This window comes from Micromonospora chalcea (genome assembly GCF_002926165.1).
GTDB lineage: Bacteria > Actinomycetota > Actinomycetes > Mycobacteriales > Micromonosporaceae > Micromonospora > Micromonospora chalcea.
Genome location: NZ_MAGP01000112.1, coordinates 34,102 through 48,993 on the forward strand (window position 1 = coordinate 34,102; position 14,892 = coordinate 48,993).

The 14,892-nt window shown below is 74.4% G+C and carries 13 protein-coding genes; 7 read left to right on the forward strand and 6 right to left on the reverse strand.

Annotated elements, in window-relative coordinates; genetic code table 11:
• The first annotated feature begins 2 nt into the window (after nucleotides 1–2).
• The 4 genes from eccCa to BAW75_RS15550 all read left to right on the forward strand — a co-directional run bounded on the left by eccCa (nucleotide 3) and on the right by BAW75_RS15550 (nucleotide 6,947).
• A complete protein-coding gene (gene eccCa / locus BAW75_RS15535) occupies nucleotides 3–3,941 on the forward strand; it encodes a type VII secretion protein EccCa (protein ID WP_104114010.1) in 3,939 nt (1,312 codons plus the stop codon).
• A gap of 109 nt (nucleotides 3,942–4,050) precedes the next feature.
• Nucleotides 4,051–5,349, forward strand: coding sequence for a type VII secretion-associated serine protease mycosin (mycP, locus tag BAW75_RS15540; RefSeq protein ID WP_420915009.1), 1,299 nt, complete (start codon nucleotides 4,051–4,053; stop codon nucleotides 5,347–5,349).
• 47 nt (nucleotides 5,350–5,396) lie between these two features.
• Complete coding sequence (locus BAW75_RS15545; protein WP_104114012.1) at nucleotides 5,397–6,191, forward strand: phosphatase PAP2 family protein; 795 nt, start codon at nucleotides 5,397–5,399, stop codon at nucleotides 6,189–6,191.
• Between the two features lie 30 nt (nucleotides 6,192–6,221).
• Nucleotides 6,222–6,947 carry a phosphatase PAP2 family protein gene (locus BAW75_RS15550; RefSeq protein ID WP_069088227.1) on the forward strand — a complete coding sequence of 242 codons (726 nt, stop codon included), beginning with the start codon at nucleotides 6,222–6,224 and terminating at the stop codon, nucleotides 6,945–6,947.
• A gap of 15 nt (nucleotides 6,948–6,962) precedes the next feature.
• On the opposite strand, the gene BAW75_RS15555 is transcribed toward BAW75_RS15550, so the two are convergent.
• The 6 genes from BAW75_RS15555 to BAW75_RS15580 form a co-directional block, all read right to left on the reverse strand.
• Nucleotides 6,963–8,141, reverse strand: coding sequence for a MarP family serine protease (locus BAW75_RS15555; protein WP_043327876.1), 1,179 nt, complete (start codon nucleotides 8,139–8,141; stop codon nucleotides 6,963–6,965).
• Nucleotides 8,142–8,217: 76 nt separating this feature from the next.
• Nucleotides 8,218–8,910: an NUDIX hydrolase gene (locus BAW75_RS15560; protein ID WP_104114013.1), complete on the reverse strand. Its 693-nt coding sequence runs from the start codon at nucleotides 8,908–8,910 to the stop codon at nucleotides 8,218–8,220.
• The gene (locus BAW75_RS15565; RefSeq protein ID WP_208635257.1) at nucleotides 8,907–9,512 is read right to left on the reverse strand and encodes a TlpA family protein disulfide reductase; all 606 of its coding nucleotides are present in this window, start codon (nucleotides 9,510–9,512) and stop codon (nucleotides 8,907–8,909) included. The genes BAW75_RS15560 and BAW75_RS15565 overlap by 4 nt, the downstream gene beginning before the upstream one ends.
• Nucleotides 9,509–10,288, reverse strand: coding sequence for an endonuclease III (nth, locus tag BAW75_RS15570; protein ID WP_064446796.1), 780 nt, complete (start codon nucleotides 10,286–10,288; stop codon nucleotides 9,509–9,511). Before nth ends, BAW75_RS15565 begins: the two co-directional genes overlap by 4 nt.
• 59 nt (nucleotides 10,289–10,347) lie before the next feature.
• On the reverse strand, nucleotides 10,348–11,568 hold the full coding sequence (locus BAW75_RS15575) for a CapA family protein (RefSeq protein ID WP_420915010.1): 1,221 nt from the start codon (nucleotides 11,566–11,568) through the stop codon (nucleotides 10,348–10,350).
• 106 nt (nucleotides 11,569–11,674) lie between these two features.
• On the reverse strand, nucleotides 11,675–12,352 hold the full coding sequence (locus tag BAW75_RS15580) for an adenosylcobinamide amidohydrolase (RefSeq protein WP_064446863.1): 678 nt from the start codon (nucleotides 12,350–12,352) through the stop codon (nucleotides 11,675–11,677).
• A gap of 219 nt (nucleotides 12,353–12,571) precedes the next feature.
• Here BAW75_RS15580 and BAW75_RS15585 point away from each other — a divergent pair, with 219 nt between their 5' ends.
• The 3 genes from BAW75_RS15585 (at nucleotide 12,572) to BAW75_RS15595 (ending at nucleotide 14,880) form a co-directional block, all read left to right on the forward strand.
• Nucleotides 12,572–13,249, forward strand: coding sequence for a Crp/Fnr family transcriptional regulator (locus tag BAW75_RS15585; RefSeq protein WP_007466162.1), 678 nt, complete (start codon nucleotides 12,572–12,574; stop codon nucleotides 13,247–13,249).
• A 161-nt stretch (nucleotides 13,250–13,410) separates the two neighbouring features.
• The gene (locus BAW75_RS15590) at nucleotides 13,411–14,154 is read left to right on the forward strand and encodes a metallophosphoesterase family protein (protein WP_104114015.1); all 744 of its coding nucleotides are present in this window, start codon (nucleotides 13,411–13,413) and stop codon (nucleotides 14,152–14,154) included.
• 105 nt (nucleotides 14,155–14,259) lie between these two features.
• Entirely contained in the window at nucleotides 14,260–14,880 is a 621-nt protein-coding gene (locus tag BAW75_RS15595; RefSeq protein ID WP_043327870.1) for a TetR/AcrR family transcriptional regulator, read from the forward strand.
• Nucleotides 14,881–14,892: the final 12 nt, after the last annotated feature.

A 14,892-nucleotide genomic window follows, 5' to 3' on the forward strand; every position in this document is an offset into this window, starting at 1 on the left:
GAGTGTCCACTGTCGTCATCAAGCGGCCGCCACGCCGCCCGGCGCCGGAGATCCCGGTCGGCGAGCTGCCGGTCGAGGCCCCGCCGGAGATCCCGGTGGCTGCCGGCGGGCGCTGGCAGCAGGCGCTGATGGTGCTGCCGATGCTCGGCGGGACGGTGGCCATGGCGATGATGTTCGGCCGGGGCGGCGGGGCCTACTCGTACGTGGTGGGCGGCATGTTCGGCCTCTCCTCGCTGGCGATGCTGGTGACCACCTGGGGCAGCGCCGGGCCGAAGAAGTCCGAGCTGATGGCCGCCCGCCGGGAGTACCTGCGGCACCTGGCCACGCTGCGCCGCCGCGTACGGGAGACCGCCAGCGCGCAGCGTGCCGGCCTGTCCTACCGCCATCCCGATCCGGGGCGACTCTGGTCGACTGTCGACAGCCACCGGGTCTGGGAACGGCGGCCCGGCGACGGGGACTTCGCCGTGGTCCGGGTCGGTGTCGGGCCGCAGACGCTGGCCACCCCGCTGGTCCCGCCGGTCACCCGCCCGCTGGAGGAGCTGGAGCCGATGACGGCCGGGGCGCTGCGGCGCTTCCTGGACGCGTACTCGGTGGTGCCGGACCTGCCGGTGGCGCTGTCGCTGCGCAGTTTCGCCCGGGTCTTCGTGCGCGGGCCGGCCGGCCCGGTACGCGGCGCCGGATCGCCCGCCGCGCAGGCGCTGGCCCGGGCGGTGCTCACCCAGCTCGCCGTCTTCCACGCGCCGGACGAGCTGCTGATCGCGGTCTGCTCCGGGCCGGAACGCCGGGCCGCCTGGGAGTGGGTCAAGTGGCTGCCGCACGCCCACCACCCGAGCCGTACCGACGCGCTCGGCCCGGTGCGGCTGGTCACCAGTTCCGCCGCCGACCTGGAACGGCTGCTGCACGACGTGCTCGGCGCCCGGTCGCGGTTCAGTCCGCACGGCGTGGCCACGGACGGGCCGCACGTCGTGGTGGTGCTCGACGGCGGCGACCTGACCGGGGCCACCGACCTGGCCGGCGACGGCGGCATCGACGCGGTCACCGTGCTCGACCTGGACACCCCGCCGCCCCGGCTGCTCGACCGGTACGCCCTCCTGCTCGACCTGGTCGACGGCCGGCTGCACTCGCACTCCGCCGAGGGGCACGCCGAGGTGGGCGCCGCCGACGCGCTGGCGACCGCCGACGCCGAGGCGGTGGCCCGGCGGCTCGCGCCGCTGCGGCTCGCCGGCACGGTACGCGGGCCGGACGCGCCGCCCGGCGCCGAACCCGGCCTGCCCGAGCTGCTCGGGCTCGGTGACCCGGACGGCTTCACCGCAGAGCAGGGCTGGGCGCCCCGGGCCGCGCGGGACCGGCTGCGGGTGCCGATCGGGGTGGGCGCGGACGGCGGCGCGATCGACCTCGACCTGAAGGAGTCGGCGCAGGACGGCATGGGCCCGCACGGCCTGCTGATCGGCGCGACCGGCTCCGGCAAGTCGGAACTGCTGCGCACGCTCGTGCTCGGGCTGGCCGCCACGCACAGCTCGGAGCAGCTCAACTTCGTGCTCGTCGACTTCAAGGGCGGTGCCACGTTCGCGCCGTTCGAGCGGCTGCCGCACACCGCCGCCGTGATCACCAACCTGGCTGACGCGCTGCCACTGGTGGACCGGATGGTGGACGCGATAAACGGTGAGCTGATGCGCCGGCAGGAACTGCTGCGCCGGGCGGGCAACTTCGCGAGCGTGCGCGACTACGAGCGCGCCCGGGCGGCCGGCTCGCCGCTGGCGCCGCTGCCGTCACTGCTGCTGATCTGCGACGAGTTCTCCGAGCTGCTGTCCGCCAAGCCCGACTTCATCGACCTGTTCGTGCAGATCGGCCGCCTGGGCCGGTCGCTCGGGGTGCACCTGCTGCTGGCCAGCCAGCGGCTGGAGGAGGGGCGGTTACGCGGGCTGGACACGCACCTGTCGTACCGGATCGGGTTGCGGACGTTCTCGGCGCTGGAGTCGCGGACGGTGCTGGGCGTGCCGGACGCGCACGAACTGCCGCGCAGCCCGGGGCACGGCTACCTGCGTTCCGGCACCGACCCGCTGGTGCGGTTCAAGGCCGCGTACGTCTCCGGCGCGGTCCACCGGCGCGGCGGGCCGGCGGGCGCGCCCGACGCCGGTGAGTCGCGGGTGCTCGCCTTCTCCACCCATCTGGTGCCGGTGCCCGAGCCGGCCACGCCCGCCGCCCTCCCCGCCGAGGACGACAGCGGCGAGACGCTGCTGGACCTGCTGGTGGACCGGCTGTCCGGGCAGGGCCCGCCGGCGCACCAGGTGTGGCTGCCGCCGCTGGACGCCTCGCCCGCCCTGGACGAGCTGCTCGGCCCGGTCGGCGCCGACCCGGTACGCGGGCTCACCGTCGCCAACCCGGAGCTGCACGGGGCGCTGCAGGTGCCGGTGGCGGTGGTGGACAAGCCGTTCGAGCAGCGGCGTGACCTGCTCTGGCTGGCGCTGGACGGCGCGGCCGGGCACGTCGCGGTGGTCGGCACCACCCGCAGCGGCCGGTCCAGCCTGCTGCGCACCCTGGTCTGCGCGCTGGCGCTCACCCACACCCCGGCCGAGGTGCAGGTCTACTGCCTCGACTTCGGCAGCGGCACGCTGGGCACGTTGCGCGACCTGCCACACGTGGGCGGTGTCACCGGGCGCTCCGACGGCACCGCGGTGCGCCGTACCGTCGGCGAGGTCGCCGGCCTGCTCGCGGAGCGGGAGCGGCGCTTCGCCGAGGCGGGCGTGGAGTCGATGGCCGCGTGGCGACAGCGCCGGGCGGCGGGCGCGACCGACGCCTTCGGCGACGTGTTCCTGGTGGTGGACGGCTGGAACACCCTGCGCGGCGAGTACGAGGACCTGGAACCGCTGGTCACCGAACTGGCCACCCGCGGCCTGGCGTACGGGGTGCACGTGGTGGCGACCGCGCTGCGCTGGTCGGACTTCCGCCCGGCGATCCGCGACCTGTTCGGCTCCCGGCTGGAGCTGCGCCTGGGCGACCCGGCCGACTCGGTGGTGGTCAAGCGGGCGCTGGCGGCGACGGTGCCGGAGGAGCGGCCGGGGCGGGGCATCACCGCCGGCGGGTTGCACTTCCTCACCGCCGTGCCCCGGGTCGACGCGCTCGGCGGCGAGACCGCCGACCTGGTGAAGGCGGTCGCCGGGGCGTGGACCGGTCCGCCGGCGCCCCGGGTGCGGCTGCTGCCGCCGGTGCTGCCCTACGCCGAGCTGGACCAGAGCGCGACAGCCGGACTGGCGTTCCCGATCGGCGTGGCGGAGGCGGACCTCGCCCCGGTGGTGCTGGACTTCGCCACCGAGCCGAACTTCATGGTCTTCGGCGACGCCGAGTGCGGCAAGTCGTCGTTCCTGCGCGCGCTCGCCACGTCGATCGTCAACCGGTTCACCCCGGAGCAGGCCCGGGTGATGCTCGTGGACTACCGGCGCAGCCTGATGGGCGTGATCGACACTCCACACCTGATCGGGTACGGCACGGCGGCGCCGCACACCGCCGAGCTGATCGAGTCGGCCGCCGGCTACCTCGCGGGGCGGCAGCCCGGACCGGAGGTGACCCCGGCTCAACTGCGCAGCCGGTCCTGGTGGCAGGGGCCGGAGCTGTTCGTGCTGGTGGACGACTACGACCTGGTGGCCGGCGGCCCGACGAACCCGCTGCGCGCGCTGGAGGAGCACCTGCCGCACGCCCGGGACGTCGGGCTGCATCTGGTGCTGGCGCGGCGGACCGGCGGGGCGGGACGGACCGCGTACGAGCCGATCGTGCAGCGACTGCGGGAGTTGTCCACGGCCGGGCTGGTGATGTCGGGCGGCCCGGAGGAGGGCGCGCTCGTCGGTCAGGTGAAGGCCGGGCCGCTGCCGCCGGGCCGGGCCCGTCTGGTCACCCGTCGTGAGGGGGTGCGCCTGGTGCAGTTGGCGCATCTTCCGCCCGGGTGATCCGAAGTGCCGAGTTGGCCCGTGACGGCCGGGACAACCGGTAATCTCCGAGCGGCATGTGTCTGACGCGACGGAACGGCTGGGGAATGTGACCAGGGATCGGCAGGGCCTGCCCGGTGGGCCGCCCCGGCGCGTCGCCCGGCGCGCGTTGCTGGCCGTCGCGTCGGCGCTGGTCGTCGTCGCCGGTCCGCTGACGCCGCCGGCACAGGCCGCGCCGTCCGTCCCGGTCGCCGCCTCTCAGCGGCAGTTGGCGGCTCCCGACCGGGTGCTCCGCGGCGACCACGTCCGCGACGAGCAGTGGCAGTTGGAGAAGCTGCGGGCGAAGACCGCCTGGCGCACCTCGACCGGGCGCGGCGTGGTGGTCGCGGTGATCGATTCCGGTGTGGACGGATCGCATCCCGACCTGGCCGGCCAGGTCCTGCCCGGCCTCGACCTGGTGACTCCGGACGGCTCGGACGGGCCTGATCCGGTGGGGCACGGCACCACCGTGGCCGGGCTGATCGCCGGGCGGGCCGACGACGACCGGGGTGTGGTGGGGCTGGCGCCGGACGCCAAGATCCTCCCGGTCCGGGTGCTCGACGCCGAGAACCGCTACGACGACGCGCTCATCATCGCCAAGGCGGTGCGCTGGGCGGTGGACAACGGCGCCGGAGTGGTCAACCTGTCGCTGGGCGGCAGCAGCGACAGCGCGGCCCTGGCCGCGGCGCTCGACTACGCCTTCGCCCGGGACGTGGTGGTGGTCGCCTGCACCGGCAACCTGGCCACCTCGACGACCACCAAGGTCTGGTACCCGGCCCGGCAGCCCGGCGTGCTGGCCGTCGCCGGGCTGGAACGCTCCGGCGAGAACCTCTGGTCCGGCTCGATCACCGGCCACGAGACGGTCCTCAGCGCACCCGCCACCGCGCTCTACGGCGCGCGGCCGGAGGGGGGCTACTGGCGGGTGCAGGGGACGAGCTTCGCCGCGCCGCTGGTGGCCGCGACCGCCGCGCTGGTCCGCTCGCGGTATCCGAAGATGTCCGCCGGGGACGTGGTCAACCGGCTGATCAGCACGGCCCGGGACCTCGGCCCGACCGGACGCGACGACCGGTTCGGCTACGGCCTGGTGGACCCGGTGGCGGCGCTGACCGCCGACGTGCCGTCGGTGGGTCACAACCCGCTGGACGACAACGACTCTCCCGGCGTGGTGGGCTTCGGGCCGGCTCCGGAGGACGGACGCGACACCCGGGCCGCGGCGGCGGGCCGCGGCGGCGACCCGCTGGGTGGTAGGCCGGAGGGCTGGTCGGCGCTGCCGGCGGGGCAGACCGTCGTGGGCGCCCCGGAGCGGCTCTGGAGCGGCCTGGCGCTGTTCGTGGCGTTGATCACCGGCAGCGCGCTGATGGTGCGCCGGTTCCGGCAGATCCGTCGCTGACCGACGCGGTGGTCTGACCGCGCCCGTTCCTGGGTAGGGAAGCCCCCATGGACACCACCGGGGCGACTGTCACGCGCCGCCGGTCGTGGCGGAGCCGCCGCCTCGACCGGGACCACTCACTGGGTCTGCGGCTCTCCCTGGCCACCGCCGCCGCGTTCCTGGTGCTGATCCCGTTCTCCCTGCTCGCGCTGCTGGTGCTCGGCGCCTGGTCGCCGCTGCTCCGGCTGGACGCTTCGATCACCGACGCGTTCCACGGGTACGCGCAGGACCATCCCGCCTGGGTCGCGGTGATGACGGTCTGGACGCATGTCTTCGGGCCCGGCCCGCTGCGGGTGGCCGCGGCAGCGGTGGCGGTGTGGCTGTTCCGGCGCGGCGCGTCCCGGCTCGCGGCCTGGGTGGTCGTCACCATGATCGCCGGTGGGCTGCTCGGCGCGCTGCTCAAGCTCCTGGTCGGGCGGGACCGGCCGGACCTGCTCGAACCGGTGGCCCGGGCGGCCGGTTACTCGTTCCCGTCCGGTCACGCGCTCAACGCGGCGCTGGCGGCCGGGGTGCTGTTGCTGGTGTTCCTGCCGTTCGCCCGGGACAGCCGCGCCGGCCGGATCATGCTGTGGGCCGCCGCGCTGCTGGTGACTGTGGTGACCGGGCTCAGCCGGATCGCGCTGGGCGTGCACTGGACCAGCGACGTGGTGGGTGGCTGGGTGCTCGGGGCGGCGGTGGTGGCCGCGACCTCGGCCGCGTTCGCCACCTGGCGCAGCGGATCCGGGCGACCGTCCGCCCGTCCGCTCCGCGAGGGCGTCGAGCCGGAGCTGGCCGATCAGCGGCCGGAGGACGGCCGGGCGTAGCCGGAGCCACCACGGGGTACAGGCGAGCCCATGTCCGATGTCGTGATCCGAGTCACCCGGCGTGTCCTACTGCCGCTGGCCCTGCTCTTCGCGCTGATGGTGGGTCTGGGCCTGCTGGTGACCCGGGTGCTGGCGCGTACCTGGCCGTTCACCGTGGAGGACACGGTCAACCGGGAGCTGGCCGGCGATCGCACGCCGGGCTGGAACGACGTCTCGCTGGTGTTCAGCACGCTCGCCAGCACCCAGATGATCGTCGTGGTCACGGTGCTGGCGGCGCTGGTGCTGCGGCTGGTGCTGCACCGCTGGCGGGAGCCGCTGTTCCTCTGCGCGGCGGTGACCGCGCAGGCACTGATCTTCCTGTTCACCACGATGGTGATCGACCGGAACCGTCCGGCCGTCGAGCACATGGACGCCTCCCCGCCGACTTCGAGCTTCCCGTCCGGGCACACGTCGGCGGCCACCGCGCTCTACGTGGGTCTCGCGGTGCTGCTGGCGCTGCGGGCGCGCAGCACCCCCGTGAAGGTGGGCTGGTGGGCGCTGCTGGTGCTGGTGCCGGTGGGCGTGGCGCTCACCCGGATGTACCGGGGCATGCACCACCCCAGCGACGTGGTCGCCTCGTTCCTCAACGGCGGCGCCTGCGTGGCGATCATGGCGCGGGCGGTGCTCGACCGCACGCTCACCTGGGGTCGCGCCCGGCTGCCGCTGTCCCGCTCCGGCGACGACGTGACACCGGCGGGAGCATCCGCGGGCGGCTGAGCGCCGCCGGCCGGCTCAGGTGCACTCGCCGGTGGCCACTCCCCGGGTACGCTCCGCGCCCGCCAGCGCCACCGGCCGCGCCTCGGCCGCTGTCACCGCGAAACCGGTGTTCGGGTCGTCCGCCGCCGCCGCGAAGATCACGCCGAGCACCAGACCGTTCGAGGAGACCAGCGGGCCACCGGAGTTGCCGCTGCGGACCAGCGCCCGGATCGTGTAGATCTCCCGGGTGACGTCCCCGGCCGAGTAGATGTCCGGACCGGTGATCCGGTCGACGTCCCGGATCCGGGCCGGGCGGGCGTCGTACGGGCCGTCGAGCGGGAAGCCGAGCACGATCGCGTCCGCGCCGGTGGCGGCCTGACCGGCGGCGAAGCGCAGCGACGGGCCGGGCAGCCCGGGAACGTAGAGCACGGCGAGGTCCCGGTCCGGGTCGTAGACGACGACCTCGCCGTCGTACCGCTCGCCGCGCAGCTCCACCGCAACCGAGCGGGTGCCGGCGACCACGTGCGCGTTCGTCATCACCCGGTCGTCGGCGTACACGAAGCCGGAGCCCTCGATGCGGCGCGAGCAGCTCGGCGCGGAGCCGAGCACCTTCACCACCGACCGCCTGCTGTTCTGCACCACCTGCGAGTTGGCCAGCGCCGGGTCGGGCGGGGCGACCTGCCGGGCCCGGGTCGGCGCGAGATCGCCGAACACGTCCGGGAAGCCGTTGGTGTCGACGGTGTCGCGCAGCGCGGTGGACAGGTCCTGCGCCTTGTCCGGCAGCACCTGGTCGACGACGGTGAGCAGCGCGCTGTTACGGACCGAGGAGGCCAGCCACGGCACCGAGGAGGAGCCGAGCGGCACGGCGACCAGCCAGGCCACCAGCATGACCGCGATGACCGAGATGAACGCGCCGCCGACGTCGTCGACCTTCCGCCCGGCCGGCCCGGTGATGGCCGCCCGCAGGTTGGAGCCGAGCCAGCCGGCCAGCGCCTGCCCGAGCACCGCGAGCCCGAAGATCGCCACCAGGGAGACCAGCACGCGGGTGCCGCTCGCCGTGAACTGCTGGGCGATCAGCGGCCCGACCTGGAGGCCGAGCAGCGCGCCCAGGAAGAAGCCGGAGAACGACAGGGCCCCGATGACGAAACCCTGACGGTATCCGCTGATCGCGAACACGAGCATGAGCAGGAGAAGGACGAGATCCACGGCGGACACGCCCCAAGGGTACGGGCACCGGGCCCGTGCTCGGCTCAGCGCTCGCGGAACGTGACCCGAGGATGCGTACCGGTGATCAACGCACGGGTGTCTCGTCGGCCGGTTCGGTGCCCGCCGACGGCGCGGGTGTGGCGTCGACCGGCGGCAGCTCCACCACCCGTGAGCGCGGCCAGGGCCGGGACCAGCCGCCCATCTCCAGCAACCGGTCGATCACGCCGGCGGTGAAGCCCCAGACCAGCATGCCGCGCACCGAGAACGCCGGGCCGGTCCAGCCGCTCGGATGACGGACCCGCATCCGGTTCTCCGGGTCGACCAGCTCGGTGACCGGCAGCCGGGCCACGTGCGCGACCTCGGCCGGCTCGCGCGGGTGCACCGGGTGCGGGTCGTGCCGCCAGGCGAGCACCGGCGTGACCACGAAGTCGCTGACCGGGATCCAGAGCCGGGGAAGCTCGGCCAGCACGGTGACGCTGCCGGGGTCGAGCCCGACCTCCTCGTTCGCCTCGCGCAGCGCGGTGGCGCGGGCGTCGGCGTCCTCCGGGTCGGCGGCGCCGCCGGGAAACGCCGGCTGACCGGCGTGGTTGCGCAGCGTCGCGGCGCGCTGGAGGACCAGCACGTCCGGCCCGGCGCCGGGCTCCTCACCGAGCAGCACCAGCACGGCGCTCTCCCGGCCGCCGCGCTCCGGCGTGACGATGCGGGTGAAGTCTTCCGCGCGCGCGGTGCCGAGCCGGCCCAGCAGCGGGTCGAACCACCCCGGCGGCCGTCGGGTCATACCTTCACCCCGAGGTGGCGCTGGAGCAGCGCGGCGAGGCGGGCGTCGTCGAGCGCGCCGGTGGCGTCGGTGTGCCGGATCCGCCCGTCGGCGTCGACGAGCACCGTGAGCGGGAACGCGTTGCGTTCCAGCGCGCGCTGGAACGCGTCGCCCTGGTCGAGCAGCATCGGGAAGCCGACGCCGTAGTCCTCGCCGATGGACTGCGCGCCGCCGCGGCTGTCCCGGCTGTTCACGCCGATCACCTGGAACCGGCCGTCGGCCCGCTCGCTGAGCCGCTGGAACGCGGGCAGCTCCTTGCGGCACGGCGGGCACCAGGACGCCCACACGTTGATCACCGCCGGGCCCTTGACGTCGCGCAGGTTCACCGGCGCGCCGCCGGTGAAGCAGTTGAGCGTCAGGTCGGGGAGCTGGTCCCCGGCCTTACCGGTGGGCGTCGGAGCCGCGGCGGCGGGCACGACGGTCAGCGGAGCACAGTCGGCGAACGGCGAGGGGCGCTCGGCCCGGGTCGCCGGCGCCGGACGTTCCGGCTCGTCGGCCGTGGCGGTGCAGCCCGCCACCGCGAGCAGCAGCGGGACGAGCAGGTACGCGAGACGGCGCATCACGGCACGTCCGCCGCGGCGGCCTGCTGCGGCACCAGGTCGGGGTCGAGGCCGACGGCCACCGCCAGGTCACGGGCCCGGGGGCCCTTGAGCAGCTTGGCCGCGGCGGCCGGCTCGGTCGGCCCGGTGCCGTACGCGGGACACAGCTTCGCCAGCGTGCACGCGCCGCAGGCGGGCTTGCGGGCGTGGCAGACCCGGCGGCCGTGGAAGATCACCCGGTGCGACAGCATCGTCCAGTCGCGCTTCGGGTAGAGCGCGCCGATCGCGTGCTCGATCTTCACCGGGTCGGTCTCGGTGGTGAGCGCCCACCGCTGCACGAGCCGCTGGAAGTGCGTGTCGACGGTGATGCCGGGGACGCCGAAGGCGTTGCCGAGGATGACGTTGGCGGTCTTGCGGCCGATCCCCGGCAGCGTGACCAGGTCGTCGAGCCGCCCGGGCACCTCGCCGTCGTACCGCTCGCAGAGCGCGCGCCCGAGGTTGATCAGGGAGCTGGTCTTGTTGCGGTAGAACCCGGTGGGCCGGATCAGCTCCTCCAGCTCGGCGCGGTCCGCCCCGGCGTAGTCGGCGGCGGTGCGGTAGCGGGCGAACAGCTTCGGCGTGACCTCGTTGACCTTCTTGTCGGTGCACTGGGCGGACAGGATCGTCGCCACTGCCAGCTCCAGCGCGTTGGAGTGGTCGAGTTCACAGTGCGCGTCGGGGTGCGTCTCGGTCAGCACGCGGCCGATGCGCCGGGCGCGGCGCGTACGGCCGAGGTCGGTCTCGGGGGAGCGCGTGGTCACGTCGGCCAGCCTACGTCGCGGGGCCGACGCTCCGGCGGCTCGGCGCGGTGGTCGTGCGCTCAGCCACCCGCGGGCGCGGTGATCCTCCCGGTCGCGTCGAGCTTCGCGCCGGTGTCCGGGAAGTCGGCCCCGTTCAGCTCGCGGACCAGCCCGAGGCCACGGTTCTGCCGGTCGACCGACGGGCGTCCCACTCCGTTCATCACGGTGGAGGTGAACGTGCCGCCGACGAACTTCCCCTCGGCGGTGAGCGACACCTTGAGCACGCCGCCCCAGCCGAGTCGCCCGGAGCTGTTCAGCGACTTCCCGCCGCCGGCGAAGTTGCCCAGGCTGTACGCGATCAGCCGCCCCTTGTAGAACTCCATCCCGCGAAGTACGTGCGGACCGTGGCCGATGACCAGGTCGGCCCCGGCGTCGATGACGGTGCGGGAGAAGCGGATCGGGTCGCCACGGTTCTCGCCGAAGAACATCTCGGTGCCCGGCTTCACCCGGGTCTTGTCCGACCCCTCGGCGCCCATGTGCACCTGCACCACGACGATCTGGGCCGCCTCCTTGGCCATCTCGATCACCTGCTTGGCGGCGTTCAGGTCGACCAGGCTGTTGGACCAGGGGTACGACGAGAAGCCCACCACGGCGACCTTGACGCCCTTGACGTCCACCACGGTGATCTCACCGGGCGCGCCGGTGTGCTTGAGCCCGTGCGCCTCCAGCGCCGACTGGGTGTTCTCGTAGCCCTGGCGGCCGTAGTCGTAGCCGTGGTTGTTGGCCTGGTTGAGCAGCTGGAACCCGGCCGAGCGCAGGTGCGCGGCGTAGCCGGGCGGCGCCCGGAACTGGTAGCAGTTCTTCGGCTGCGGGCCGCACTTGCCGGCGCCGGTGTCGTCGGTGAGCGGCTCCTCCAGGTTGCCCATCACCAGGTCACCCTTGAGCGCCGACTTCACGTCGTCGAAGAAGCCCTTGCCACCGTTGGGCGGCAGCCGGTCCGGGGCGTTGCCCATGATCACGTCGCCGGTCGCGGTGAGCGAGATCGACGGCTCGTCGGGGGCGTTCGGCGCCGCGGGCTGGTCACCGGTGGCGGGTCCGGCCGCGCCGGTCGACCCGCCGCCCTGACCGGCCTGCCACCTCGCGTCGCCGCCCGATCCGCCGGCGTCACCGGCGCAGCCGGTGGCGAACAGGACGGCGGCGAGCGCGGCTTGCGCGGCCAGACGGGTCCGGACCGCGCCTCGACGAGGTCCGGGGAGGGCTGGGCGCGGCGCGGCGACGGCGGCGCGGCGGGCACGGGGCACAGAACGGGCGGGAGCGTACATCGTCGGCGACGCTACCGTCCCCGGAACGCCGCGACGAGGGCCGATCGGTCGGAAAACCCGGCGTGTCGCATGTGAGGGGCGCACGTCAGCCCGCCCGCCGGTCGGACCAGGGCACCACGGTTCCGGCGCCGCCCGAGCGGACGGCGGCGTGCACGGCCCGGGCCAGTGGCGCGCCCCAGGCCGACCGGGGCCCGCCGTACGGGGCCGGATCGCCGTCGGCCGGGCAGAGCACAGTCACCGCGTCGGTGGGGGTGCCGGTGGCGGGCAGTCCGAGTTCCCAGATCGCCTGCGCCTTCGCCTCGGTGGCGGTGGCCACCGCGTTGACGAGTGCCGCGTCGCCGAGCCGCTGCGGCACGTACGCGACGATGTTGACCGTGCCGACGCGCTGCGCGGGCTCGGGCACGGCGGGCCGCGCCGGCTCGGGCGCGGCGGCCCAGACCGGCGTGCCCAGGCCGACGGTCGCCCAGACCCGGACGCCGCCGTCGGTGCGGCTGACCACCTCGGTGACGTCCACGCCGGTCAGCAGCCCGACGCCGGGTCCGCCCAGGCCGAGGCCGTGCGCCAGTTCGGCCAGGTGCGCGGCGGGGTCGTCCCGGTCGTACGACATCGGCACCGTCGCGTTCAGCACCCACCCGCGGACGCCGATCCCGCCACCCAGCGGAGCGGAGCCGACCGCCAGCAGCGGCGTCTCGGCCCGCCAGACCAGCAGGGGGATGTCCCACCCGGCTTCGGACCGGGTGGTCAGGAACGGCTCACACAGCACGCCGGTCACCCTACGATCACAGGAGGGAACGGGTGGCGCCGGCCCGGACCGGAAGCGGGATCTTAGCTGCTCACCGGGTCGGGCGGGTTACGCCCAACGATCAAGATTCCAGGGGTGCACCTCTGATTCCTACTCATGTGCGCCTAGACTGGCGGCGCGCGAGGGATCAGCGGACGGCGGACCCGGCCGACGGACGGCACGCGCAGGCGGAGGTGCGCGATGGACGAGGTACTGGCCCGCAGCGGGATCTTCCAGGGTGTCGACCCGGAGGCTGCCGAGGCGCTCGCCAAGGAGATGGAGACGATCGAGGTCCGCAAGGGCGAAATCGTCTTCAACGAGGGCGAACCCGGCGACAGTCTCTACATCCTCCTGTCCGGCAAGATCAAGGTGGGTCGCCGCGCGGCGGACGGCCGGCAGAACCTGATCGCCGTGATGGGCCCGTCGGACATGGTCGGTGAGCTGTCGCTCTTCGACCCCGGTCCGCGTACGGCGACCGCCACCGCGGTCACCGACACCCGGCTCGTACGCCTGCGCAAGCAGGCCCTGCGGCCGTGGCTGAACAACCGGCCCGAGATCGCCGAGCAGTTGCTGCGGGTGCTGGCCCGCCGGCTGCGCCGGACCAACGACTCGCTCGCCGACCTGATCTTCACGGACGTGCCGGGCCGGGTCGCCAAGAACCTGCTCCAGATGGCCGGCCGCTTCGGCACCCGCGACGGCGGCGTGCTGCGCGTGACGCACGACCTCACCCAGGAGGAGATCGCCCAGCTCGTCGGCGCCTCCCGGGAGACCGTCAACAAGGCGCTCGCCGACTTCGCCTCGCGCGGCTGGCTGCGACTGGACGGCAAGAGCATCATCATCCTCGACCCGGAGCGCCTGGCCCGCCGCGCGCGGGTCTGACCTCCGTACCGGCTTCTCCGGCCCGGCCCGCCATCGCGCGGAGCCGGGCCGGTGCCGTCTTGAGCGCATCGGGCCGGTGCCGCGTCTGAGCGGGCCGGTGCCGTCTCTGCCCGCCGCAGAATCGCTTGGTCCTGCCGGGCCGGTGTCGCCAGGCTGGGGCGATGCCCGATCGTGTCGCCGTCCTCTCCGACATCCACGGTGTGCTGCCCGCGCTGGAAGCAGTGCTGGCCGAGCCGGACGTGGCCGCCGCCGACCTGATCGTCCTCACCGGTGACCTGGCGGCCGGCCCGCAACCGGTCGAGGTGCTGGACCGGCTGGCCGCGCTCGGCGACCGGGCCTGCTGGATCGGCGGGAACGCCGACCGGGAGCTGGTGCAGGCGCGTGCCGGGGCGGCTTCCCCGATCGAGGTGTCGAACTGGGCCGCGGGGCAGCTCCGCGACGACCAGGTGGCCCGGCTGGCCGCGCTGCCGCCGTCCGTCACGCTGCCGGTCACCGGTCTGGGCGACGTGCTGTTCTGCCACGCCACCCCGCGCGACGACGAGGAGGTCGTGCTCGTCGACTCGCGGCTGGACCGCTGGGCCGAGGTCTTCGCCGGCCTGCCGCCCGAGGTCGGCACCGTGGTCTGCGGGCACACGCACATGCCGTTCACCCGGCTGGCCGACCGCCGCCTGGTGGTGAACCCGGGCAGCGTCGGCATGCCGTACGGGGGCGCGGGCGCCTGGTGGGCGCTGCTCGGTCCGGGCGTGCAACTGCGCCGGACGCGCTTCGACGTGGACGCCGCATGTGCCCGGATCGCCAGCGAGTCCGCCTTTCCGGACGCGGCGGCCTGGGCCGACGAGTACGTCCGCTCCCGCCACTCCGACGTCGACGCGCTCACCGTCTTCGCTCCGCGCGACGGCCGGTGAGGCGTTAACAAGGGGCCCTTCCGCTACCGCAGGCGTTAACAAGGGCCCCCTCCTTTCAAAAAAGTCAGGCTTGACTGTTTGTTTTGGGGGCGGCAGGCTGATGGCGTGTCCACCGCACCGAGCCGAGTTCCGCAGCAGGAGCGCAGCCGCGCCACCCAGGCCCGGCTGCTTGAGGCGACAGTCGACTGCCTGGTGGAGCACGGCTGGTCCGGCACCACCACGACTGTGGTGGCGGCCCGCGCCGGTGTCTCCCGGGGCGCCCAGCTGCACCACTACCCCACCAAGGCCGCGCTGGTCACCGCCGCCGTCGCGCACCTGACCGAGCGCCGGGCGGCCGAGCTGCGTGCCGAGGCGGCGGCCCTGCCGGTCGGCCCGCAGCGGCTCGACGGCGTGGTCGACCTGCTCGCCGCCTCCTTCACCGGCCCGCTGTTCGCGGCCGCGCTGGAGCTGTGGGTGGCCGCGCGTACCGACGCCGAGCTGCGCGCCGCGCTGGTGCCGCTGGAGGCGCGGATCGGCCGCGAGATGCACCGGCTCACCGTCGAGCTGCTCGGCGTGGACGAGCGCAAGCCGGGCGTACGCGAGTCGGTGCAGGCCACGCTCGACCTGCTCCGCGGCCTCGGCGTAGCCAACCTGCTGAGCGACGACTCGCCCCGCCGCGCTGCCCTGCTGCACACCTGGAAACGCCAGCTCGCCGCGCTGCTCACCCCCGAGAGCGAGCGGCACTGATCCCCTGACCCA